Here is a 22,493-nt window from a genome sequence, read left to right on the forward strand (position 1 = left end):
CGAACGGGCCGTCGCTGACGGTCCGCGGACCTCAGCCGGCCAGCATCCGGCCTGCCGACTTCAGGGTCTCGCAGGCGTTGGCGACCCGGGCGGCCATCGACTGCTCGGCGGCCTTGAGGTAGCTGCGCGGGTCGTAGGTCTTCTTGTTGCCGACCTCGTCGTCCACCTTGAGCACGCCGTCGTAGTTCTTGAACATGTGGTCCGCGATCGGGCGGGTGAAGGCGTACTGGGTGTCGGTGTCGATGTTCATCTTGATGACACCGTAGGAGACCGCCTCGTGGATCTCCTCCAGCAGCGAGCCGGAACCGCCGTGGAAGACCAGGTCGAACGGCTTGGACCCGGCGTCGAGCCCCAGCTTCTGCGAGGCGACCTCCTGGCCCTGCTTCAGGATCTCCGGGCGCAGCTTGACGTTGCCCGGCTTGTAGACGCCGTGGACGTTGCCGAAGGTCGCCGCCAGCAGGTAGCGGCCCTTCTCGCCGACGCCGAGCGTGTCGACGGTGCGCTCGAAGTCGCCGGGGGCGGTGTAGAGCTTCTCGTTGATGTCGTTGGCGACACCGTCCTCCTCGCCGCCGACGACGCCGACCTCGATCTCCAGGACGATCTTGGCCTTGGCCGCCTGGTCGAGCAGCTCGGCGGCGATCTCCAGGTTCTCGGTCAGCTCGACCGCGGAGCCGTCCCACATGTGGGACTGGAACAGCGGGTTCTCGCCCCGGTTGACCCGCTCCTGGCTGATCTCGATCAGCGGCCGGACGAAGCCGTCCAGCTTGTCCTTCGGGCAGTGGTCGGTGTGCAGGGCGATGTTGACCGGGTACTTCGCGGCGACCACGTGCGCGAACTCGGCGAGCGCCGTGGCACCGGTGACCATGTCCTTGACCTTGGTGCCGGACGCGAACTCGGCACCACCGGTCGAGAACTGGATGATGCCGTCGCTCTCGGCCTCGGCGAAGCCGCGCAGCGCCGCGTTGAGCGTCTCCGACGAAGTCACGTTGATGGCCGGGTAGGCGAACTCGCCCGACTTCGCCCGGTCGAGCATCTCCGCGTAGACCTCGGGGGTCGCGATGGGCATCGGTCGTCCTCCTCGGGGGTGGAGTCTGTGTGGGTGGCGGGAGTTGCGCCGCATCCTAGTGAGGGACCGCGCTCGGGCGTGCCTGATCGGCACGACACTTTCGAGTCACAGTGCCGCACGCGGGGCCGGCGTTCCAGCCGGTGACAGGATTCAGATGAGAACTGCTCCTGTGGACATACTCACACGCCGTCCCGCCTGGGGGTATGGCTCAGGCGACCCACGATCCGGTGACGGCGTTCCACTCCCGGACGGTCGTCTCGGCGATCACGCCCGCCTCGGTGTAGGGGTCGGCGTCGAGCACCCGGCGCAGCTCGTCGGCGTCGGCGACCTCGTAGACCAGCATCGCGCCGCGCTCGTCGGCGTAGGGCCCGCCGGCGAGCAGCACACCGCGCGCGGCGAGATCCTTCGAGTACTCGCGGTGGGCGGGCCGCACCTCCAGCCGGTGGTCCCGGTCCTCGCCGTACACCAGCTCGACCACGAACTTCGCCATCCTCGCCCTCCGCTTCCGGACGCCTTCGATCCCAGGTCCGGCAGGCACGCTACCCGGTCGGGCGACGGCGGGCATCGGTGAGCGGGTAGGTTCCCGGATCATGGTCGGCGATTCTTCCGGACTCGGAGTCGAGCGGAGCGTCGAACGCACCCTGGGGCACCTGCGAGCGCTGGACACAGCCTCCGCCGAGGCCGCCGAGCGGCCGTTGACGCTGGAGGACCTCTACCGGCAGCAGCGGATGCGGATGGTCCGGCTGGCGATCCTGCTGGTCGACGATCCCGCCACGGCCGAGGATGTCGTTCAGGAGGCGTTCACCGGGCTCTACCGCAACTGGTCGGGCCTTCGCGATGCAAAGGCCGCCATCGGGTACCTGCGCACCGCCGTGGTCAACGGCAGCCGCTCGGTGCTGCGACGACGCAAGACCGCCCGCGAGTACCAGCCGCCGCACCAGGCCGACGCCAGGTCGGCGGAGTCGCTGGCGATGCTGACCGCCGAGCACCAGGCGGTCGTGGCCGCGCTGGCCGAGCTGCCACCTCGGCAGCGGGAGGTGCTCGTGCTGCGCTACTACGGCGACCTCTCCGAGGCCGAGATCTCCGAGGCCACCGGCGTGTCCAAGGGGACGGTGAAGTCGACCGCGAGCCGGGCGCTGGACGCCCTGCAGCGGATCATGCGATCGCACTGAGCGAGCACCTGACCGCTGCGGCTCGCGCCGCATCCTGAGGGCCTGTTTTTGGTCTTGGAAGCGGCGCAGCCGCTTGGCCCACCCCCGCGACCGGCACCGCCACGCAAGATGAGTTCAAAGACAGCCTCTGAAGGGCCCCGAGGCCGCCGAGCGGGTACTCCCCGGGCGGGCCCCGTGGGACGCGCGACGGCCGGCTCGCTCCGCCGGGGACCGTTCGTCCAGAATCAACACCACACGTGTTGGTGTAGACCACTGGGGGAACCGTAGCGGAGGATCGGCTCGTGACCTCACATGCGATCGCCGTCGACGTCGGCGGTACCGAGACGAAGGCCGCGCTGGTGGCTGTCGAGCCCGACGACGCGCGGACGCTGCGGCAGACCCGGCGGCGGACCCCGCGCGGCGCCGACGGCCCTTCCACCGCCGAGAGCGTGATCGACACGGTCGCCGAGATCGTGGAGGAGCTGCGCGACGGCGCCGACGCCATCGGCGTCGTCGTGCCCGGCATCGTCGACGAGCAGCGGGGGATGGGCGTCTACTCGGCCAACCTGGGATGGCGGGAGGAGCCGTTGCGCGACATGCTGGCGGCCCGGTTCGACCTGCCGCTGGCCTTCGGCCACGACGTCCGGGCGGGCGGTCTGGCCGAGGCCCGCTTCGGCGCGGCGCGCGGCATGCGCGACGTGATCGTGATGCCCATCGGCACCGGCATCGCCGCCGCCCTGGTCTTCAACGGCCAGATCTACTCCGCGGGCGGGCACGCCGGCGAGATCGGCCACGTCGACATCGGGCACGGCGAGCCGTGCCCCTGCGGCGGCACCGGCTGCGTGGAGGCGGTCGCGTCCTCGGCCGCCGTCGCCCGCCGCTACACCGCGCGCGTCGGCACCCCGGTCGACGGAGCCGCCGCGGTCGCCGACGCCGTCCGCGCGGGCGACCCGCACGCCGCCGCGGTGTGGCAGGAGGCGGTCGACGCGCTGGCCAAGGGGCTGGTGACGCTGACGGCGGTGCTCGCGCCGGAGGGCATCGTGCTCGGCGGCGGGCTGGCGATGGCGGGCCGCCTGCTCACCGACCCGCTGGCCGCGCGGCTGGACGAGATGCTGCTGCCGTTCCACCGCAGGCCGCGGCTGGAACTGGCGGAACTGGGTGACACGGCAGGCTGCCTGGGCGCGGCGCTGCTGGCGACGGAAGGGTTGCAACGGTGAACGAGTCCCCCTCGCTGACGCTCGCAGGCGGGCGCGTCGTCACCCCGGACGGGGTCCTCGACGACGGCTGGGTGCGGGTGTCGGGTTCGACGATCGAAGACGTCGGCACCGGTGCGGTGGCCGGCGCGATGGACCTGGGCGGGCGGTGGCTGGTGCCCGGCTTCGTCGACATCCACTGCCACGGCGGCGGGGGCGGTTCCTTCACCGGCACCGAGGTGGACCAGGCGCTGGCCGCCATCGACACCCACCGCGCGCACGGCACGACGACGATGCTGGCGAGCCTGGTGTCGGCGCCGCTGGCCGACCTGGGCAAGCAGATCGGCGCGCTCGGCGAGCTGGTCACCGACGGCAGGATCGCGGGCATCCACCTGGAGGGCCCGTTCCTGTCCTCCGCCCGCTGCGGCGCGCACGACCCGGCGATCCTGCGGCCGCCGGAGACCCACGCGGTCCAGCAGCTGCTCGACGCCGGCCAGGGGACGATCCGGATGATCACGCTGGCGCCGGAGCTGGACAACTCGGTCAACGCGGTCCGCCTGCTCGTCGACAACGGCGTGATCGCGGCCGTCGGGCACACCGACGCGGTGCTGGAGCAGGTCGTGCCTGCGGTGGACGCCGGTGCGACGGTGGCGACGCACCTGTTCAACGGGATGCGGCCGCTGCATCACCGCGAGCCGGGTCCGATCGGCGCCCTGCTCGACGACGAGCGGGTGACCGTGGAGCTCATCTGCGACCTCGTGCACCTGCACCCCGGCGTGGTCAAGCTCGCCGCCGGGCACGCCGGGGCGGGCCGAACGGTGCTGATCACCGACGCCATCAGCGCGACGGCGGCCGGTGACGGCGTCTACGAGCTGGGCAAGCTGCCGGTCACGGTCACCGACGGCGAGCCCCGGCTGGCCGACGGTTCGCTGGCCGGGAGCACCCTGACCATGGACGTCGCGTTCCGCAACCTCGTGGCGTGCGGGCTGCCGGTGACCGCCGCGGTCGCCGCCGCCTCCGCCCGCCCGGCCGCGCTGCTGGGCATGTCCGACCGGGTCGGTGCCATCCGGCCGGGGTTGGCCGCCGACCTGGTCGTGCTCGACGACGACCTCGGCCTGCACCGGGTGATGAAGGACGGGCGCTGGGTCGACGCGTGAGCGCGCTCCCGGATGCTCGGTGCGGGGCACGGTGATCCGGCGGAACAGGCACTGCGCGGTTCGGCGGCGGGCGGCGGGGGTCACCGCCTAGGCTGGCGGCGTGGACGAGCAGAACCCCGAGCGGCTGCTGTCGGCGGCCCTGCGCGCCCAGGCCGTCGGCAGTCCCGGCGGTACCCCCGCCGGCCACGGCGCCCCGCCCGCGCCCGGCGCCCCTCCGCCACCCGCCGAGGTCCGGCGACGGCTGCCGGTGGCGCGGGTGCTGCTGTTCGCGCTGGTGCTGGGCTTGTTCGCGGGCGCCGTCGCCGGAGTGTTCTCGACGCTCTAGACCCGGCGGTCCGCCGCTGCGCGACGTGTCGATCAGGCCGCGCACCGCCACCGCGACCGGCCGGTCACCGGCTGCGATCGGGCTGGCCGCCGGTCCGAGCACGGCCAAGGTACCGTTGGCAGGCGTGACGCCCGAATTGCCCGCGCTCATCGACGCCGCAAGCACGTCATCGCTCGCTCTGCTGCCGGACTGGCTCGATCCGGAGCACATCATCAGGTCGCTGGGCCCGTTCGCGCTGATCGGCGTTGCGCTGATCATCTTCGCCGAATGCGGCCTGCTGGTCGGGTTCTTCCTGCCCGGTGACTCGCTGCTGTTCGTCACCGGCCTGTTCGTCGCCACCAACGCGATCCAGACGCCGATCTGGCTCACCTGCCTGATCCTCACGGTGTGCGCGTTCGTGGGCAACGTGACGGGGTACTGGATCGGCCGCAAGGTCGGCCCGGCGCTGTTCAACAAACCCGACTCGAAGCTGTTCAAGAAGGAACACGTGGACAAGACCCACGAGTTCTTCGAGCGCTACGGGGCCCGCGCGATCATCCTGGCGCGGTTCGTGCCGATCGTGCGGACCTTCATCACCGCCGTCGCCGGTGTCGGCAAGATGGACCAGCGCAAGTTCTTCCTCTACTCCGCCATCGGCGGTGTCGCCTGGGTCGTCGGCATGACGCTGCTCGGCTTCTTCCTCGGCAACATCCCGTGGATCAAGGAGAACCTGGAGGCCATGGCGATCCTGATCGTGCTGGTCTCGGTCCTGCCGATCATCATCGAGTACGTCCGCGAGCGACGCCGCAAGTCCAAGGCAGCCGCCTGAGCCAGGACGCTGCCTGACCAAGACTCCGCACCCGCGCGGGTCCCGGTCCTTCCGGGGCCCGCGCGGGTGTTCTGCGGGCCCTTTCGCGCGGCTCCGGCTACCAGGCGGTGGCCAGGTCGGCGTGCTGCTCGATCCAGGTGTGCATGACGATCCCCGCGGCCACACCGGCGTTAATCGAGCGGGTCGAGCCGAACTGGGCGATCGACACCACCAGGTCCGCGCCCTCCCGCGACTCGTCCCGCAGCCCCGGGCCCTCCTGGCCGAACAGCAGCACGCAGCGCTCGGGCAGCGCGGTGCGCTCGATCGGTCGCGAGCCCCGGGTGTTGTCCACGGCGACCAGCGCGAGTGAGTGCTCGCGCGCGTAGGCGCGCAGCGCCTCCAGGTCGGGGTGGTGGTGCACGTGCTGGTAGCGGTCGGTCACCATCGCGCCGCGCCGGTTCCACCGCCTGCGCCCGACGATGTGCACCGCGCGCGCGGCGAAGGCGTTGGCGGTGCGCACGACCGTGCCGATGTTGTGGTCGTGCTGGAAGTTCTCGATCGCCACGTGGAAGCCGTGCCTGCGCCGGTCCAGGTCGGCCACGATCGCCTCGCGCCGCCAGTACCGGTAGTCGTCGACGACGTTGCGGCGGTCGCCGTGCGCGAGCAGCTCAGGGTCGTAGCGCTCGTCGTCGGGCCACCGGCCTTCCCAGGGGCCGACGCCGACGGTGGTGCCCCACTCGGTGGGGCCCGGCTCCTGCTCGTCCACTACCGCGCCAACGTCTGCCACGGCACGTTCTCCCGGATGTCGACCAGCATGTCCAGCATCGGCAGCACCGCGTCCTTGGTCGCGACCACGGTCGCGAAGACCACCAGGTGTTCCGGGGCGAACTCGACCACGCGGGAGCGCATCCGGCCGTCGCGCAGCAGCCCCTCGACCAGGCCGGGCTGCATGACGGCGCGGGCGAAGTCGGGGTTCTGCGAGGTCACCAGGAACGAGCGGTCGAAATCGGGGTGCCCGGTCGGCACCTCCACGTCCTGCCCGAGCGGCGTCCAGGAGTCGCGGTGGGCGAGGTGGAGGCCGGGGCCCGGGACCGGGCGCGGCACGTAGACGACGGCCGCGGCGGTGTAGACGCGCTCGCCGACGCCCGGCGGGCGCCGGTACTGCACGACCTCGAACGGCACGCCGCGGTGCTCACCCGCCATGTGGAAGAAGTCCTGCAGGCCACGGCGGCCCGCGAACCACCGCAGCGCGGCGACCCGCTGCCAGAGCTGCGGGTTCGCGGGCACCTGGCGCCAGCCCGCGCCCTGTCCGACCAGCTCGCGGTACTTGCCGAACTGGCGCTTGCGGAGCAGGAGGCCGGCTCCCACGCCACCCGCCAGGATCAGCACGATCAGGACCAGCGCGATCAGGACGACGGCTCCCATGCCCACTCCTCCAGTGGTCGGTCAGCGCAGGCCGAGGTCGGCCAGCCCGAGCAGCGAACGGTACGGCAGCCCGGCTTCCTCGATGGCCTCACGGGCGCCGGTGTCGCGGTCGACGACGGTGGCCACGCCGACGACGTGCGCGCCGCCCTCCCGCAGGACCTCGACGGCGGTCAGCACGCTGCCGCCGGTGGTGGAGGTGTCCTCGACGGCCAGGACCCGCCTGCCCTCGACGCCGGGCCCCTCGATGCGGCGCTGCATGCCGTGGGTCTTGGCGCTCTTGCGGACGGCGAAGGCGTCGAGCACCGGGCCGTCGGCGTGCATCATCGCGGTCGCGACCGGGTCGGCGCCAAGCGTCAGCCCGCCGACGGCGGCGTAGTCCCAGTCAGCGGTGAGCTGGCGCAGCAGGGTGCCGATCAGGCGGGATGCCGCGTGGTGCAGCGTCGCCCGGCGCAGGTCGATGTAGTAGTCGGCAACCTTGCCGGAGGAGAGCACGACCCGGCCGTGCACGACGGCGAGCTGCTCGATCAGCCCGGCCAGTTCCTTGCGCTGCTGTTCGTCGACCTTTTCCACGAGCGGCCATCGTACCCGCTGCTCAGGTGCGGTCAGGCGCCGCTCGGGTGACGATGCGCCGCTGGAGCGAGCGCGGGATCAGCCGCCCGACCGCGACCAGCGCCTTGTACTGGATGCCGGGGATCGACACGGTCCGGCCCGCGCGCAGGTCGGCCAGCGCCTCGTGGACGACGGTGTGGGTGTCCAGCCAGAACGCCTTGGGCATCCCGCTCATCGACAGACCCGCGCGCTCGTGGAACTCGGTGCGGGTGAACCCCGGGCACAGCGCCATGATCCGCACCCCGGTTCCGGTCAGCGGCACCGCGAGGCCCTCGGAGAACGCGGTGACCCACGCCTTCGAGGCCGCGTAGGTCGAGCCGGACACCGCGAAGAAGCCGGCGACGCTCGACACGTTGACCACGTCACCCCGTCCGCGTTCGCGCATCACGCGGACGGCGGCGTGGGTCAGCCGCAGCACGGCGGCGACGTTGAGGTCGAGCTGGGTCTGGAACTTCTCGGCCGGGGTGTCCCAGAACGTCCCGGAGGTGCCGAACCCGGCGTTGTTGACCAGCAGCTCGACCGGCTGGTCGGTGGAGCCGACGCGCTTCTCGACGGTGGCGAGCTGACCGGCGTCGGTCAGGTCCGCGGGCAGCACCTCGACGTGGATGCCGTGCCGGGCGCTCAGCCGCTCGGCGAGCGCGGTCAGCCTTTCGGCGTCCCTGGCCACGATGACCAGGTCGAAGCCCTCCGCGGCGAGCCTGCGGGCGAATGCGTTGCCGATGCCCGAGGTGGCACCGGTGACGAGTGCGGTCGGCATACCGGAACCGTATCCACCGGCCGCCGAGCGAGTCACGCCTGCTCGGACTCCTCCATCGTGCGATCGGCCACGCCGGGTTCCTCGTTCGGGTCGCTGTCGAACGGGTCGACGAGGTCGGCCAGTTCACCGAGGGCGCGCAGGAGGCGCTCCAGCCGGGCGGGCTCGGCCTCGGCGGGGTCGATGGCGGCCAGCACCCACTCGCCCTCCAGCCAGACCACCGTGACGTCGGTGCCGATGTCCTCGGTCGCGTCGACCAGGTCGGGGGTGACCAGCGGGCGCGCGGCCGCCACGTCGGTGACGAAGGCGTAGCGCGCCCCGACCGGGCCGAGCAGGTCGAGCCCGGAGTCCTGCGGCACCGGCACGTCCGGCAGCCACAGCTCGACGGTGGCCGGCGCGCTGCGGCGGCAGCGGATCGCGGCGAGGACCGCGGCGCTGCGGCCGCTGACCTCGAGGTCGAGCACGTAGACCTGGCGGCGGCCGTCGGCGGTGAAGGTGGAGCCCGCGACCACGTCGGTGGCGGTGGCCCCGCCGTACTGGGCGAGCGCGCCGCGCTCCCAGCGGGTGGGCAGCACCTGGTCGGACTCGGCGAACTGCCAGCCGCGCAGCGCTGCCCAGCGGCGTCGCTCGCGGTTGTTCTTCGAGGTCCTCTGCGACCGGTCGGTGATCAGCAGCGCGACCCCGGCTCCGATCGCGACGACGGCAACGGCGAACCAGACCCAGGCAGGCATACCCACACAGCGCAGGGTAGTCCGATCGCCGCGGAACACGAAGATCACCTGGGGGTTCGACCCGGACCGGGCTAGTCGTCGTCGGATGACCTGCGATGACGACGGCGGGGCGAGGAAGATCCCGGCCTCGGCGACCTGACTTTCAGAGCCTGTCTTTGACGCTTCCGCGTATGTCAAGGGGTGTGGAGGGTTCGGCAGAGCTCTCGGTTGCGGCCGTCAGCCGCCCGGCCCGGTGTCGTCGGCGCCGGCAAGGCGCACCGGGACGAGCTGCGCCACGGCCTCGCGGCTGGAGACGCCCCACTTGTTGAGGACGTTCTGCACGTGGGTTTCCACGGTGCGCGGGGAGATCACCAGCCTGGCCGCGATCTCGCGGTTGCTGAGGTTGTGCGCGACCAGCCGCGCGACCTCGGTCTCGCGCCGCGTCAACGCGACGTCGCCCGGCACCGGCGTCGCGGTCCCCTCCAGGGACGCGATGATCCGCAGGACCATCCGCACGATCTCGGCGTGGTCCCGGCGCGGGGAGCCGTCGCGGAACGCGGCGCCGACCGAGCGCCCCTGCTCGTAGGCGGTGTCGAAGGCGCGCCGGCCGATCGCGGCCATCACCCGGTCGCAGGCGGCGGTGTGCCGCGCGCTGAACACCCCGAGCCCGAAGAGGTCGGCCCCCACCGCGTCCTGCAACGCCCGGGCGGCGCCGAAGACCTGCGCCGCCGCCCGGTTGTGGCCCAGCGACTCCAGCGCCCACGCGCACAGCTCGACGAACCACGGCGGGCCCCACGCGTCCTCGATGTCCAGCTGGATGCGCAGCGCGTCGCGCAGGCGGGAAAGCGCCCGCTCCGGCCTGCCCTGCCCGGTCTCGGCGACGGCCAGCGGCCACACCGCCCAGCTCTGCGCCCAGCGGGCGCCGTGCCGGTCCGCGTCGGCGACCAGCTCCCGGCCCGCGGCCAGCGCCTCCCGCGGGTCGTCGCGGTAGCTGGCCAGGAACACCGCGCGGAACAGCGAGATCATGTGGACCGTACCTTCGGCCGCGCCTGCGCGGCGGGCCGCTTCGCGGGCGTTCGCCAGCACCTCGGCCGACTCCGCCGAGGCCGCGGCGAACCCGAGGTAGGTGCCGCGGGCGTACTCGACGGCGGCCGCGGCACCGGGGTCACCGGTCCGCTCCAGCGCGCGTTCGGCGTTGGCCAGCACCTCGCGCCCGGTGTGCGCGCCGAGCCCCTGGGAGACCACGATGACCGTCGTGTGCGCCCACGCCACGGCCTCGACCTCGGGCGGCGCGTCGGCGGGCAGCGCCAGGATCCTGCGGAACCAGTCCACGCCCTCGGGCAGCAGGCCGTCGTAGCACCAGATCCGCAGCGCCCCCAGGTCGCACAGCAGCACCAGGGCGTCGGTCTTGCGGTTGCCGGTCTCGCACCACGACAGCGCCGCCCGCACGTTGGGCATCTCCCGGCCCATGCCCTGCAGGGCCTCGATCTCGCGCTCCGAGTACCAGCCGCGGGCGGCGTCGTGGGCCAGCAGGCGGTAGTAGCCGAGGTGCCGGTCCGCGATCCCCGACTCCTCACCGGCGGCGCGGAGGCGGTCGAGTCCGGTCTGGCGCAGCGTTTCCAGCATCTGGTAGCGACCGTGGCGGCCGAGCGTGAGCACCGAGCGGTCGACCAGTTCCAGCAGAAGCTCGTCCACCGGGGCGCCGCCGAGGTCGTCACCTCCGACGTGTTCGGCCGCGGCGAGCGTGAAACCGTCGCGGAAGACCGACAGGCGCCGCCAGAGCCGCTGCTGTTCGGGCGGGCACGACTCGTAGGTCCACCACATCACCGAGCGCAGCGCCGCCAGCGGAGCGGGCACGCTCCTGTCGTCGTCGGTCAGCTCGTGCAGCCAGCGGCGCGCCATCGCGGCCAGCGACGGCAGGCTCGCGCCGCGCAACCGGCACGCCACCAGCTCGATCGACAGCGGCAGGCCGTCGAGCAACCGGACGATCTCGACGACCAGCGGGCGCGTCGAGGCGTCCAGGACGAAGCCCGGGGCGCTGCGGACCGCGTGCACCCGGAACAGCTCCACCGCCTCGGAGGCGTCGGCACGCTCGGGGGCGGCGTCCGCCGCGGGCACCTCCAGCGGTCCCAGGCGCAGGTCGTACTCGCCGCAGGAGTGCAGGCCCAGGCTCCGCCGCGAGGTGGCCAGCACGGACAGGCCGGGAGCGGCGCGCAGCAGGGCCGTCAGGGCCCGGCCCACCGGCTCGACCAGCTCCTCGCAGTTGTCCAGCACGAGCAGGACGCGGCGGTCGCCGAGGTGCTCCACGACGGGTTCGGCGCGCGGGCTCTGGTCGTGGCGGCGGATGCCCAGGGCCCGGCTGATCGCCCCCATGACGACGTCGTCCCCGCCGCTCACCCCGGCCAGCTCGACGAGCTTGACCTCGTCGTAGTGCCCCTGGTCGCGCTCCTGGCGCGCCAGCCGGACCGCGAGGCGGGTCTTGCCCGCGCCGCCTATCCCGGTCAGCACGACCAGCCGTCCTTCGCCCGCGGCGTCCCGGCCCGAGGCCAGCCACCGGGCGCCCTCGGTCAGCGCCTCCGTGCGGCCGACGAACCGCGTGACCTCCGCGGGCAGCTCCCCCGCCCTGCTCACTCTGTCCAACCCCCTTACAACGCGGAGGCCAACTCTAGCCAGCGGCCACTACGTACATCCCGAACTCCGTGCCTTCCTCAGTAGCGGTTGCGGATGCGGGGCCCGGCGCGCGCGTGCTGAGGTGTCTGCCGGTGTTCAGGCGATCACTTCGGGCCGTCGTGCCCGGACGCGTCCGCGGCGGTTCGCCGCGCGGCACCACCACGACGCGGTGGTGTCCTGGTGATCAGCAGTCGCGATGTTGCAGGCCGACCCGCGCGCGGGCGTCCGGCGAGCCGCGGCGCACCGCACAACCCGGCAGGCAGCGACGTGGCCCGAGGGCCGTGTGCACCGCGTGCCCGGCGTATGGGGGTACGCCGGGCACCCACCCCGGTGGGCGTGCGCGCGCTCCGCGGGCTGCGGCTTGCCGGCGGGGAGGCCGCTTCGCCGAAGTGCTTACGCCGCCGTCCGCCGTCGAGGACGGCGCGCCCGTGGCTCCCCGTCAGACGCGGACGCGGTTTTCGCACATCGCGCGCCACTCGCCCACGTCGGGTGCGGGAGCGGGCAGCGGCCCGGCCCGGTCGTCGCGCAACCCCTGCAGGACCAGGGTCAGGTAGCGGGCGCGCAGCGCGGCCCGGCGGTCCTCGCCGATCGGCAGCTTCGGGTTGAGGTGCTTGAACAGCAGCGGGATGTCGGTCCAGTGCACGTCGCCGCGCATCGCGCCGGACTGCTGCGCCGAGGTGACGAGCCGCTCGACGAGCTCGGCCATCCGGTCCTGCAAGGGGTGGAACTCGTCTGAGTAGACGTGCAGCTCGTCGATCGGCGGCAGCACGGTGCCGATCGGCGTCTCCGCGGCCAGGCAGCGGGACATGAACCGGACCAGGGCCGACCAGGGGTCGGGCTCCTCGGACAGCGCGCCCTCGGCCTCGGCGATGATGCGGCGGAAGGAGGCGATGCGGACCGCCTCGGCGAGCGCCTGCTTGCTCGGGTAGCGGCGGTACACGCTGGCCACCCCGACCCCCGCGCGCTTGGCGACCTCCGACATCGGTGCCGCGAAGCCCTGCTCGCCGAACACCTCGCGAGCAGCAGCGATGACCCGGTCGTCGTACGAGACCGTCTTCCCAGGGGCCGCCATCCCCCCACGATACCCCGGAGCGGAACCATCCGTTCCGCAGGTGGACGAACAGGGCGAACCGGACCCACCGGCTGACGACTCCTACACGCCTGCCGAGCCCGCCGGAAAACGACGTGAAAGTTTTCCGCCCGGAGCGGAATACTTCGTTCCGCGGCCGGCGTTGCTCCGGAACGGAATGATCCGTTCCGATGGGAGACCCCGAACATGACCACGCAGGAGCTCGCCCGCACTTCCGGCCGCAGCGCCGCCGCGCTGCCGCGGCGGCTGCCCAGATCGCTCTCCTTCTGGCTGGTGGGCGGCATCCTGTGCGTGTTCCTGATGGCCTCGACCGCGCCGTCCCCGATGTACTCGATCTACCAGCAGCGCTGGGGCTTCACCACGACCGTGCTCACCGAGGTGTTCGCGGTGTACGCGGTGGCGATCCTGGTGTCGCTGATCATGTTCGGCTCGCTGTCGGACCACGTCGGCCGCAGGCCGGTGCTGCTGGTCTCGCTGGCGGTGGAGATCGTCTCGGTGGTCGTGCTGGCCACGGCGCCCGCGGTGGGCTGGCTCTACCTCGGCCGCATCCTGCAGGGCCTGGCGACGGGCGCTGCGACCAGTGCGGTCAGCGGCGCCCTGCTGGACTTCCAGCCTCCCGGCACCAGTCGCGGTCCGCTGATCAACGGCGTCTCGGCGAGCCTGGGCATGGCGCTCGGCTCGCTGATGGCCGGGACGCTGGTGCAGTACGCGCCCGGCCCCACCACCCTGAGCTACGTGGTGATCCTCGTCGGGCTGGCCGCCGCGGTGCCCGCCGTGCTCGCGATGCCCGAGCAGGTGGCCGGCAGCGGGCGCACCTGGCGCGAGCTGCTGCGCCCGCAGCGACCGACGGTCCCCGCCGGACGCGGCCGCGACTTCGCGCTCCTGGCGACCACGATGCTCGCGGCCTGGACGGTCGGCGGCATGTACATGTCGCTCGGCCCGTCGGTGGCCAAGGGCATGGTCAGCGGCGCGCCGTACCTGGTCGGCGGGCTCGCGGTGGCGACGCTCGCCGGTGTCGGCGGACTGACGCAGCTGCTGTTCGCCGGGTGGCCGGGCCGGCGCGCGGTGCTGGTCGCGACACCTCTGCTCATCGCGTCCCTGGCAGGGGTGGCGACCTCGGTCGTCGCGAGCAGCCCGGTGCTGTTCTTCGCGGCGTCGCTCGTGCTCGGCGTCGGCTGGGGGCTGATGTTCATGGGCGGCTTCCGGCTGCTCACCTCCATGGCCACGCCGGAGCACCGGGCGGGCACCTCGGCGATGATCTACGTCGTCGCCTACCTGTCGGCCGGCGTTCCCAGCGTCACCCTGGGGTTCCTCACCACGGCCTTCGGCCTGACCTCGGCAACCGTGGTGTTCGCGGTGGCGGCCGGGACGTTCGCCGCGGTCGCCGGGATCTCCACGCTGGCCCGGCGCTGACACCGCGTGCGAGCCGCTTCACAGGGTGGAGATGGCGAAAAGCCGGTTAGCGCGGTGCCACCGCTCCTAAGCTCCTGCGCCGGCGCGTCGGGGGGACGCGCCCGTGCAAGCACAGGACATGGGGGTTGTTCGGAAGTGGATTTCCACAAGAGCGCAACTGCGCTGGTGGTCGCGCTGATCATGATGGCGCTGGGCGGGCTCGGCACCGTGCTGGTGGTCGGCTGGTTCTTCGAGGGCGGCCGGATGAACCTGATCTTCCTGCTGTCGCCGGTGCTGCTGGTCGGCGGGATCGTCTCGCTCATCAAGGCGCTTCGGCCGTTCCAGATGCGCGTCGACGAGCGGGGGCTCCTGCTCAAGGTCCCGTCGCAGGGCGTCGACAGCGCGCTGCCGTGGCAGGCGGTGGCCGGGCTGACGATCGAGCACAAGCCGGGCGCCAAGTCCTCCGACAAGCCGTTCCTGGTGGTCTGGCCGGTCGCCGGGGCGCCGATCAGGAGCAAGGCGCCGGTCATCCGGCGCAACGGCTGGTCGGGGCTGCCGGTGGTGCAGGTCGACGAGCTCAAGGAGCCGGTGGAGCAGCTCGCCGGCGCGTTGCAGCACTACGCCGGTCCCCGGTTCACATCCGCGAGAGCCTGAGCGCCTGCCACCTTGCGTAGCGAAACCCAGGGTGCCCTCTGGCCCCGAGATCCTTTTCGCCCGCGCGCAGGGGGCGGTTCCGGCCGGAACCGCCCTCTGCGCCGTCAGGCCGCCTCGACGACCAGCGCCGAGTTGTCGTCGCTGGTGTCCACCCGCACCTTGTCGCCCTCGCGGATCTCGCCGCCCAGCAGCTTCTTCGCGAGCTGGTCGCCGATGGCCGACTGCACCAGCCGCCGCAACGGCCGGGCGCCGAATACCGGGTCGAAGCCGTTGAGCGCCAGCCAGTCGCGAGCCGCGGGCTGCACGTCCAGGACCAGCCTGCGCTGGGCCAGCCGCCGCGCCAGCCGCTCCACCTGGATGTCCACGATGGACGTCAGCTCCTCGGTCGACAGCGCGTGGAACACCACGACGTCGTCGAGCCGGTTGAGGAACTCCGGCTTGAAGTGCTGGTGCACCACCGCGCGGACGGCCTCGTCGCGCTGCTGCTCGGTGAGGTTGGGGTCGGCGATGGCCTGCGACCCCAGGTTCGAGGTCAGCACCAGGATCGTGTTGCGGAAGTCCACCGTCCGGCCCTGGCCGTCGGTCAGCCTGCCGTCGTCGAGGGCCTGCAACAGCACGTCGAAGACGTCCTGGTGCGCCTTCTCCACCTCGTCGAACAGCACCACCGAGTAAGGGCGGCGGCGCACCGACTCGGTGAGCTGCCCGCCCTGGTCGTAGCCGACGTAGCCGGGCGGCGCCCCGACCAGGCGCGCGACCGAGTGCTTCTCGGAGTACTCGCTCATGTCGATGCGGATCATCGCCCGGTCGTCGTCGAACAGGAAGCCCGCCAGCGCCTTGGCCAGCTCGGTCTTGCCGACACCGGTGGGCCCCAGGAACATGAACGAGCCCGTCGGCCGGTCCGGGTCGGCCACGCCCGCGCGCGCCCGGCGCACCGCGTCGGAGACCGCGCGCACCGCCTCGGCCTGGCCGACGACGCGGGCGGAGAGCTCGTCCTCCATCCGCAGCAGCTTGGTCGTCTCGCCCTCCAGCAGCCGGCCCGCGGGGATGCCGGTCCACGCGCTCACCACGTCGGCGACGTCGTCGGGCGTGACCTCCTCCTGCAGCATCGCCTTGTGCCTGCTCTGGGCCTCGGTGGCCGCGCCGAGCTCCTTCTCCAGCGTCGGTATCCGGCCGTAGCGCAGCTCGGCGGCCTTGCCGAGGTCGCCGTCGCGCTCGGCGCGCTCGGACTCGCCGCGAAGCTGCTCGAGCTGGGTCTTGAGCACGCGGATCCTGTCGATGGACTCCTTCTCGCCCTGCCAGCGCGCGGTCAGCTCGGAGAGCTTCTCGCGCCGGTCGGCCAGCTCGGAGCGCAGCGCGGCCAGCCGGTCCAGCGACGCCGGGTCCTCCTCCTTGGCCAGCGCCATCTCCTCGATCTCCAGCCTGCGCACGGCCCGCTCGACCTCGTCGATCTCCACCGGACGGGAGTCGATCTCCATGCGCAGCCGGGATGCCGCCTCGTCGACCAGGTCGATGGCCTTGTCCGGCAGGAACCGCGCGGTGATGTAGCGGTCGGAGAGGGTGGCGGCTGCGACCAGCGCGCCGTCGGTGATCCGCACGCCGTGGTGGACCTCGTAGCGCTCCTTGAGCCCGCGCAGGATGGCGACGGTGTCCTCCGGGCTCGGCTCGCCGACCAGCACCTGCTGGAACCGGCGCTCCAGGGCCGCGTCGGTCTCGATGTGCTCGCGGTACTCGTCGAGGGTCGTTGCGCCGACCATGCGCAGCTCGCCGCGGGCGAGCATCGGCTTGATCATGTTGCCCGCGTCCATCGCGCCCTCACCGGTCGCGCCCGCGCCGACGATGGTGTGCAGCTCGTCGATGAAGGTGATGATCTGGCCCGCCGACTCGGTGATCTCCTTGAGCACCGCCTTGAGGCGTTCCTCGAACTCGCCCCGGTACTTCGCGCCCGCGACCATCGACCCGAGATCGAGAGACACGACCCGCTTGCCGCGCAGCGACTCCGGCACGTCACCGGCCACGATCCGCTGGGCCAGGCCCTCGACGATGGCGGTCTTGCCGACGCCGGGCTCGCCGATCAGCACCGGGTTGTTCTTCGTGCGCCGCGACAGCACCTGCACGACGCGCCGGATCTCGGCGTCGCGGCCGATCACCGGGTCGACGTCACCGCGGCGGGCGCGGTCGGTGAGGTCCTGGCCGTACTTCTCCAGCGCCTTGTAGGTGCCCTCGGGGTCGGGGCTGGACACCCGGGCCGACCCGCGCACCTTGGCGAAGGCGTCCTTGAGCGCGTCCGGCGTGGCGCCGTGCCTGCGCAGCAGGTCGGCGACCTGGCCGCCCTCCGTCGCCAGCCCGACCAGCAGGTGCTCGGTGGAGACGTAGTCGTCGCCCATCTCGGTGGCCAGGTGCTGGCCGTGGGTCAGCGACCGGACCGCCTCCCGCGAGAGCTGCGGCGCCGAGACGGTGGAGCCGCTGGCCGCGGGGAGGGCGTTGATGATCCGTTCCAGCTCGGAACGCACCTCGGAGGGGTCGGCGTCGACCGCGGACAGCAGCGGCGCGGTGAGCCCGTCGCCCTGGGCGAGCAGGGCGCCGAGCAGGTGGGCGGGCGTGACGTCGGGGTTTCCCGCGACGGTCGCGGCCTGCGCCGCCGAAGAGATCGCCTGCTGGATCTTCGTGGTCGGGTTGAAAGCGTCCATTCCTCACCTCGTCGCACTTGCCTGCCACCCGGTTCCCGCCGCCGTCACGAGTCAGCGTTAGGAAAGTTGAGCGGGTGGCACTCAAGTCTAGCGGCAAGAAGAGGCGCGTGCAGCCACCCTCCGGTGACCGCACGCGTCTCGGATGCCCCCGAACCCCGGGAAGCCGATGACCAGTCCCGTTCCCGGGCCGCCTCAGCCCTGCCGGACCGCCTGGATGTCGATGTCGACGCGCAACGTGGTGCCGATGGCCGCGATGCCTGTGCGAAGCGCCTGGTTGAAGTTCATCGCGAAGTCCTCCCGGCGCAGCTGCACCGACGCCGAAGCCGACGCCCGCGTGCCTCCCCAGGGGTCCGGTCCCACGCCGGCGAAGCGGGTGTCCAGCCGCACCTGCCTGCTCACCCCGCACAGCATCAGGACGCCGTCGAGGTCCCACGCGTCGCCGCCGCGGGGACGCAGCGCGGTCGACCGGAACGCGATCTCCGGGTAGCGCTCGACGTCGAGGAAGTCCGCGCCGCGCAGGTGCTCGTCGCGCTGCTCGTTGGCCGTGTCGATGCTCCTGGCGTCGATCACGACCTCCACGACCGAGTTCTCGATCGGGTTGCCGACGTGGACGTCACCGGTGAAGTCGGCGAAGCGGCCGTGGATGCTGCTGATCCCCAGGTGCCGCGCGCTTGCGCGGATCGACGAGTGCACGGGGTCGATCCGCCACCGCCCCGGCGCGGGCAGGTCGAACCCGCCGACCTGCCGCAGCTCGACCACTCCGAGCGCCGCCGCCCGGCCCTCGTGCACCATCGTCGTGCGCGCGACCGGCTCGTAGCCGAGCGCGGTGATGATCGTGGTGTAGGTGCCCGCGGGCAGCCCGGCGGCGACCGCCGAGCCGTCGTCGTCGCCCTGCACCCTGGCGACCTGCGCGCCCGCCGGGTCGATGACGGTCAGCGCCGCGCCGGGCACCGGCCAGCCGTCGCCGGCGCGCACGGTGGCGGTCACCGCGCCGTGGCCGTTGTCCATGTTCAGCATGCCTTTCCTGCTCAGTTCCCGGGGTGGCCCAGCTCGACGTCGTGGGCGACCTGCTCGCCCGCGACGCGCAGAGACGACGCGACCGGCGGATAGCCGGTGGCGATGACGGTGTACTCGCCCTCCGGCAGGTCGGTGAACTCGTAGCCGCCGTCGGCACCGGTGGTGGCCGCCGCGACGACCACGCCGTCGGCGTCCAGCAGGGTGACCCTGGCGTCGGGCACCGGGGCGTCGAGCCCGGGGGCCCGCACCACGCCGCTGAGCGTCGTACCGGCCTGCAACGCCACGTCGAGCTGCACCTGCTCGCCGTCGTCGACGTGGACCGAGGTCGCCGTCGGGCGATATCCGTCGGCGGTGACCGTCAGCGCGTACATGCCGCCGACCAGACCGCCGAACACGTACCGGCCGCCCTCGCCGGTGGCGCAGGAGCCGATGACCTCGCCCCGGACGTCGGTGAGCAGCACCATCGCGCCGGAGACCTCCCGCGCGCCGGCCCGCACCACGCCGGCGACCCCGCCCGCGCCGAACATCCGCACGTCGTGGGACACCGGCCGGTCGCCGATCACGACCATCGACGCGGTCGGCTGGTAGCTGCCGCCGGAGGCGATCAGCACGTAGCTGCCGCCGTGCGGGACCTCGAGGCGGTAGCGGCCGTCGCCCGAGGTGCGCACCCGGCCCGCCTGGCGCCCGCTGGAGTCGGTGAGGGTGAGCACCACGCCCTCGACCGGAGCGCCGGAGGCGTCTGTCACCGAACCGTGTAGGTGGAGATCGTCGAGGATTCCCGTCAACTGCACTCCTTCGGTGGTGTACGGCCGCGGCCTCACCGGCTCTGACCAGGCATCGGACCCGTTGTTCACAGAGTTGTCCACAGGTTCGCGGCGGCTGTGCACAGTGCCTTCGCGCACACCCCCAACCTGGGGATAGCCGCTGGTGGCGGCGGACTCGTGCGCACCGGTTTCCACCGACTTGTCCACAGCTTCGGCGGAGTTGTCCACAGCCCCCCGCGCGGGCTGTGAATCAACCGTGGTGCGCAGCGGGACCTCCTTGATGAACAGCACAGCTAGCAGCGTCACCACGGAGATGCACGCGGACACGAGGAAGATGTCCCCGATCGCGTCGCCGTAGGCGGCCCGGACCACGACCTGCACGGGCGCGGGCAGCGAGTCGATGTCGAGCGAGCCGCCTCCGCCCGCGTGGGCGGCGCCGGGCGTGCCTGCCAGCCCCTCCACGATGTAGTCCGAGACGCGGGTCGCGAGGATCGCGCCCAGCACCGAGACCCCCGCCGAGCCGCCCAGCGTCCGGAAGAACGTCACGACCGAGGTGACCGACCCCATGTCCCGGCTGTCGGTGGTGTTCTGCACCGCCAGCACGAGGTTCTGCATCAGCGCGCCGACGCCGATGCCCATCATGGCCAGGTAGCAGCCGACCAGCACCAGGTTCGTCTCGTGGTCGATCGTGCTCAGCAGCGCCATCCCGGCCACCAGCACGATGCCGCCGCCGACCAGGAACGGCTTGATGCGCCCGGTGCGGCGGGAGATGACCTGGCCCGAGATCGTCGAGGACAGGAACAGCCCGCCGACCATCGGCAGCGTCATCAGACCGGCATGGGTGGGGCTGAAGCTGCGCGCGATCTGGAAGTACTGGCCCAGGAAGACCGCGCCGCCGAACATCGCCGTACCGACCGCGACGGTGCCGATCGTGGCCAGGGTGACGGTGCCGTTGGCGAACATCCGCAGCGGCACGATCGGCTCGCCGACCCTGCTCTCGATGATCACCGCGACGACCAGCGCGGCAACGCCGCCACCGACGAGGGCGGCGGTCTCCGGCGAGGCCCAGGCGAACTGCTTGCCCGCCATCGACACCCAGACCAGCAGCAGGCTCACGCCGCCGACGAGGAACAGCGCGCCGAACCAGTCGATCTTGATGGGGCGCTTGACGACCGGCAGCTTCAGCGTGCGGCCCAGGACGACGAACGCGATGACCGCGATCGGCACCGTGACCCAGAAGCACCAGCGCCAGCCCAGCCACGGGGTGTCGACGATGAGGCCGCCGACCAGCGGTCCGCTGACCGTGGCCACCGCGAAGGTCGCACCGATGTAGCCGCTGTAGCGGCCGCGCTCGCGCGGCGAGACCATCGCGGCGATCACGACCTGGATCAGCGCCTGCAGCCCGCCCATGCCGATGCCCTGCACCGCGCGGAAGCCGATCAGCATCGGCATCGACTGCGCGAAGCCGCCGAGCACCGAGCCGACCGTGAAGATCGTGATGGCGAGCTGGTAGAGCGCCTTCTTGCTGAACAGGTCGGAGAGCTTGCCCCAGATCGGCGTGCTCGCGGTCGAGGTCAGCAGCATCGCGGTGACGACCCAGGTGTACTGGCTCTGGCTGCCGTCGAGGTCGGCGAGGATGCGCGGCAGCGCGTTGGACACGATGGTCGAGCTGAGGATGGCGACCAGCAGGGCCAGCATCAGGCCCGACATCGCCTCCATGATCTGCCGGTGGGTCATCGGCTCGGACGTCCCGTCCGCCTGCGCGGGCGCGACCCGCTCGGGGGCCGCGTGCCGGATCGTCGAGCTTGTCATCAGGCTCCTTCCGTCGTCGTGCGCGCCGCGGGCGCGGGCGTCGCGGTCTGCGCGTGGTGTTCGGGCACGGGCTGTGCGGGGGCGGGCTGCTGGGGTGCAGCCCGCTCGGGTGTGGGCTGCTCGGCTGTGGGCTGCTCGGCTGTGGGCTGTTGGACCGAGGGCCGTTCGGGTGCGTCCCGCGCAGGCGTGGTCCGCTCTGGCGCGTGCCGCTGGACTGCGGGCCGTTCGGGTGCTGGCTCAGCAGCGGTGGGCGCGGGCTTCGCGGCGGCGGACGGCTCGGCGACCCGCCGCGCGTCCGCCGATACCTCCTCCTGCGCGTGGGCCGCGCGGTGCAGGTCGTTCGCCGCCGTCGACAGGAGATCGGCCAGCTGCCGGACGGCGTCGTCGTCCCACTCGCTCAGTGCCCGGCTGAGCCACTCGGCCTTGCGGCGCTCCAGCGCGGCGAGCGCGCGCTCGCCGTCGGCCGTCGCGCGCAGCAGCGAGACCCGCCGGTCGTCGGGGTCGGGGCGGCGCGTGATCATCCCGGCCTGTTCGAGCTGGTGCACCTGCCTGCTGACCACCGAGGCGTCGACGACCCGGTGCTGGGCGAGGTCGGAGGCCCGGCACTCGCCGCGGTGGACGAGCTCGGCCAGCAGGCCGGTCGCGGCGTAGGGCACTTCGTCGTTGAACTGGAAGCCCTTCTGCAACGCCACGTGCTTGAGGCCGATCAGGAAGCGCAGCGGGCGCAGCAGCTCGCTGCAGAGTTCAGGCGTGGGTCCCATGGCTACATCCCTTTAGTTGCTCGAGGCAACTATACAAAGGTTAGTTGCGTTAGGCAACTTGATGTGCGGCGAAAGATTGCCGTGTGAGGCAGATCAAGATCGGGGAGAGGAGGGACCCCTGCCGGACCCACGTGCAGACAGCCGGACCCCGCACCGACAGCCGGACCCACGTGCAGACAGCCGGACCCCGCACCGACAGCCGGACCCACGTGCGGACAGCCGGAGCCTGTGCTTCGCCAGCAGGCGGCCGTGGCTGCGCGCCACCAGGCGAAGCCGCGCGCCAGCTCCCTCTAGCCGTGCGCCGCCAGCCAAGTCGCACGGCAGCAGCCAAGGCGTGCGCCGCCAGCCGAGCCATGCGCCGCCGGCCAAGCCATGCGGCAGCAGCCGAGCCATGCGGCAGCAGCCGAGCCGTGAGCCGCCAGCCAAGCCGTGAGCCAGCAGCCGAGACGTGTGCGCCCTAACCGCCGAA

At 72.3% G+C, this 22,493-nt stretch carries 20 protein-coding genes; 7 read left to right on the forward strand and 13 right to left on the reverse strand.

All coding sequences use genetic code 11. The annotated features are described in order from the left end of the window. Positions 1-31 precede the first annotated feature (31 nt). Complete coding sequence (gene fbaA, locus HUO13_RS36140) at positions 32-1,066, reverse strand: class II fructose-bisphosphate aldolase (protein WP_211899312.1); 1,035 nt, start codon at positions 1,064-1,066, stop codon at positions 32-34. Between the two features lie 208 nt (positions 1,067-1,274). Then, entirely contained in the window at positions 1,275-1,556 is a 282-nt protein-coding gene (locus HUO13_RS36145; protein WP_211899313.1) for a YciI family protein, read from the reverse strand. A gap of 100 nt (positions 1,557-1,656) precedes the next feature. Between HUO13_RS36145 and HUO13_RS36150 the strand changes: the two genes are divergently transcribed. From HUO13_RS36150 to HUO13_RS36170, 5 genes are all read left to right on the forward strand, one after another. Next, positions 1,657-2,238 (forward strand): SigE family RNA polymerase sigma factor, encoded by a 582-nt coding sequence (locus HUO13_RS36150; protein ID WP_211899314.1) that lies wholly within the window; start codon positions 1,657-1,659, stop codon positions 2,236-2,238. Positions 2,239-2,519: 281 nt separating this feature from the next. Next, positions 2,520-3,434, forward strand: coding sequence for an ROK family protein (locus tag HUO13_RS36155; protein ID WP_211899315.1), 915 nt, complete (start codon positions 2,520-2,522; stop codon positions 3,432-3,434). Beyond that, positions 3,431-4,567: an N-acetylglucosamine-6-phosphate deacetylase gene (gene nagA / locus HUO13_RS36160; RefSeq protein ID WP_211899316.1), complete on the forward strand. Its 1,137-nt coding sequence runs from the start codon at positions 3,431-3,433 to the stop codon at positions 4,565-4,567. The genes HUO13_RS36155 and nagA overlap by 4 nt, the downstream gene beginning before the upstream one ends. 100 nt (positions 4,568-4,667) lie before the next feature. After that, on the forward strand, positions 4,668-4,892 hold the full coding sequence (locus HUO13_RS36165; RefSeq protein WP_211899317.1) for a hypothetical protein: 225 nt from the start codon (positions 4,668-4,670) through the stop codon (positions 4,890-4,892). Between the two features lie 124 nt (positions 4,893-5,016). Beyond that, the gene (locus tag HUO13_RS36170) at positions 5,017-5,700 is read left to right on the forward strand and encodes a DedA family protein (RefSeq protein WP_249124326.1); all 684 of its coding nucleotides are present in this window, start codon (positions 5,017-5,019) and stop codon (positions 5,698-5,700) included. A 97-nt stretch (positions 5,701-5,797) separates the two neighbouring features. Here HUO13_RS36170 and HUO13_RS36175 read toward each other — a convergent pair whose 3' ends face one another. From HUO13_RS36175 to HUO13_RS36205, 7 genes are all read right to left on the reverse strand, one after another. Next, a complete protein-coding gene (locus HUO13_RS36175; RefSeq protein WP_211903393.1) occupies positions 5,798-6,445 on the reverse strand; it encodes a TrmH family RNA methyltransferase in 648 nt (215 codons plus the stop codon). Beyond that, positions 6,445-7,104: a hypothetical protein gene (locus HUO13_RS36180; RefSeq protein ID WP_211899318.1), complete on the reverse strand. Its 660-nt coding sequence runs from the start codon at positions 7,102-7,104 to the stop codon at positions 6,445-6,447. The genes HUO13_RS36175 and HUO13_RS36180 overlap by 1 nt, the downstream gene beginning before the upstream one ends. 21 nt (positions 7,105-7,125) lie before the next feature. Beyond that, a complete protein-coding gene (gene pyrE / locus HUO13_RS36185) occupies positions 7,126-7,674 on the reverse strand; it encodes an orotate phosphoribosyltransferase (protein ID WP_211899319.1) in 549 nt (182 codons plus the stop codon). A 22-nt stretch (positions 7,675-7,696) separates the two neighbouring features. Next, the gene (locus tag HUO13_RS36190; RefSeq protein ID WP_211899320.1) at positions 7,697-8,470 is read right to left on the reverse strand and encodes an SDR family NAD(P)-dependent oxidoreductase; all 774 of its coding nucleotides are present in this window, start codon (positions 8,468-8,470) and stop codon (positions 7,697-7,699) included. Positions 8,471-8,502: 32 nt separating this feature from the next. Continuing rightward, positions 8,503-9,198, reverse strand: a complete 696-nt coding sequence (locus HUO13_RS36195; protein ID WP_211899321.1) for a hypothetical protein — start codon at positions 9,196-9,198, stop codon at positions 8,503-8,505. Positions 9,199-9,414: 216 nt separating this feature from the next. Next, positions 9,415-11,808: a LuxR C-terminal-related transcriptional regulator gene (locus HUO13_RS36200; protein WP_211899322.1), complete on the reverse strand. Its 2,394-nt coding sequence runs from the start codon at positions 11,806-11,808 to the stop codon at positions 9,415-9,417. A 478-nt stretch (positions 11,809-12,286) separates the two neighbouring features. Beyond that, a complete protein-coding gene (locus HUO13_RS36205; RefSeq protein WP_211899323.1) occupies positions 12,287-12,919 on the reverse strand; it encodes a TetR/AcrR family transcriptional regulator in 633 nt (210 codons plus the stop codon). A gap of 204 nt (positions 12,920-13,123) precedes the next feature. Between HUO13_RS36205 and HUO13_RS36210 the strand changes: the two genes are divergently transcribed. Together HUO13_RS36210 and HUO13_RS36215 are read left to right on the forward strand one after the other, a co-directional pair. Next, entirely contained in the window at positions 13,124-14,350 is a 1,227-nt protein-coding gene (locus HUO13_RS36210) for an MFS transporter (RefSeq protein ID WP_211899324.1), read from the forward strand. Between the two features lie 135 nt (positions 14,351-14,485). Next, on the forward strand, positions 14,486-14,983 hold the full coding sequence (locus tag HUO13_RS36215; RefSeq protein ID WP_211899325.1) for a hypothetical protein: 498 nt from the start codon (positions 14,486-14,488) through the stop codon (positions 14,981-14,983). A 104-nt stretch (positions 14,984-15,087) separates the two neighbouring features. Here HUO13_RS36215 and clpB read toward each other — a convergent pair whose 3' ends face one another. The 4 genes from clpB to HUO13_RS36235 form a co-directional block, all read right to left on the reverse strand. Continuing rightward, a complete protein-coding gene (clpB, locus tag HUO13_RS36220) occupies positions 15,088-17,670 on the reverse strand; it encodes an ATP-dependent chaperone ClpB (RefSeq protein ID WP_211899326.1) in 2,583 nt (860 codons plus the stop codon). Between the two features lie 192 nt (positions 17,671-17,862). Further along, complete coding sequence (locus HUO13_RS36225) at positions 17,863-18,687, reverse strand: YceI family protein (protein WP_211899327.1); 825 nt, start codon at positions 18,685-18,687, stop codon at positions 17,863-17,865. Positions 18,688-18,698: 11 nt separating this feature from the next. Next, the gene (locus tag HUO13_RS36230) at positions 18,699-21,263 is read right to left on the reverse strand and encodes an MFS transporter (protein ID WP_211899328.1); all 2,565 of its coding nucleotides are present in this window, start codon (positions 21,261-21,263) and stop codon (positions 18,699-18,701) included. Then, positions 21,263-22,024, reverse strand: coding sequence for a MarR family winged helix-turn-helix transcriptional regulator (locus HUO13_RS36235; protein WP_211899329.1), 762 nt, complete (start codon positions 22,022-22,024; stop codon positions 21,263-21,265). Before HUO13_RS36235 ends, HUO13_RS36230 begins: the two co-directional genes overlap by 1 nt. Positions 22,025-22,493 lie beyond the last annotated feature (469 nt).

Origin of the sequence: Saccharopolyspora erythraea (genome assembly GCF_018141105.1) — a bacterium.
Classification (GTDB): domain Bacteria; phylum Actinomycetota; class Actinomycetes; order Mycobacteriales; family Pseudonocardiaceae; genus Saccharopolyspora_D; species Saccharopolyspora_D erythraea_A.

Excerpts from the sequence above, each read along its gene's own strand:
- HUO13_RS36145 (WP_211899313.1), bottom strand. The coding sequence starts at position 1,556 with ATGGCGAAGTTCGTGGTCGAGCTGGTGTACGGCGAGGACCGGGACCAC.
- HUO13_RS36190 (WP_211899320.1), bottom strand. The coding sequence starts at position 8,470 with ATGCCGACCGCACTCGTCACCGGTGCCACCTCGGGCATCGGCAACGCA.
- HUO13_RS36225 (WP_211899327.1), bottom strand. The coding sequence starts at position 18,687 with ATGCTGAACATGGACAACGGCCACGGCGCGGTGACCGCCACCGTGCGC.
- HUO13_RS36195 (WP_211899321.1), bottom strand. The coding sequence starts at position 9,198 with ATGCCTGCCTGGGTCTGGTTCGCCGTTGCCGTCGTCGCGATCGGAGCC.
- HUO13_RS36180 (WP_211899318.1), bottom strand. The coding sequence starts at position 7,104 with ATGGGAGCCGTCGTCCTGATCGCGCTGGTCCTGATCGTGCTGATCCTG.
- HUO13_RS36230 (WP_211899328.1), bottom strand. The coding sequence starts at position 21,263 with ATGACAAGCTCGACGATCCGGCACGCGGCCCCCGAGCGGGTCGCGCCC.
- clpB (WP_211899326.1), bottom strand. The coding sequence starts at position 17,670 with ATGGACGCTTTCAACCCGACCACGAAGATCCAGCAGGCGATCTCTTCG.
- HUO13_RS36205 (WP_211899323.1), bottom strand. The coding sequence starts at position 12,919 with ATGGCGGCCCCTGGGAAGACGGTCTCGTACGACGACCGGGTCATCGCT.
- HUO13_RS36150 (WP_211899314.1), top strand. The coding sequence starts at position 1,657 with ATGGTCGGCGATTCTTCCGGACTCGGAGTCGAGCGGAGCGTCGAACGC.
- HUO13_RS36235 (WP_211899329.1), bottom strand. The coding sequence starts at position 22,024 with ATGGGACCCACGCCTGAACTCTGCAGCGAGCTGCTGCGCCCGCTGCGC.
- HUO13_RS36210 (WP_211899324.1), top strand. The coding sequence starts at position 13,124 with ATGACCACGCAGGAGCTCGCCCGCACTTCCGGCCGCAGCGCCGCCGCG.
- fbaA (WP_211899312.1), bottom strand. The coding sequence starts at position 1,066 with ATGCCCATCGCGACCCCCGAGGTCTACGCGGAGATGCTCGACCGGGCG.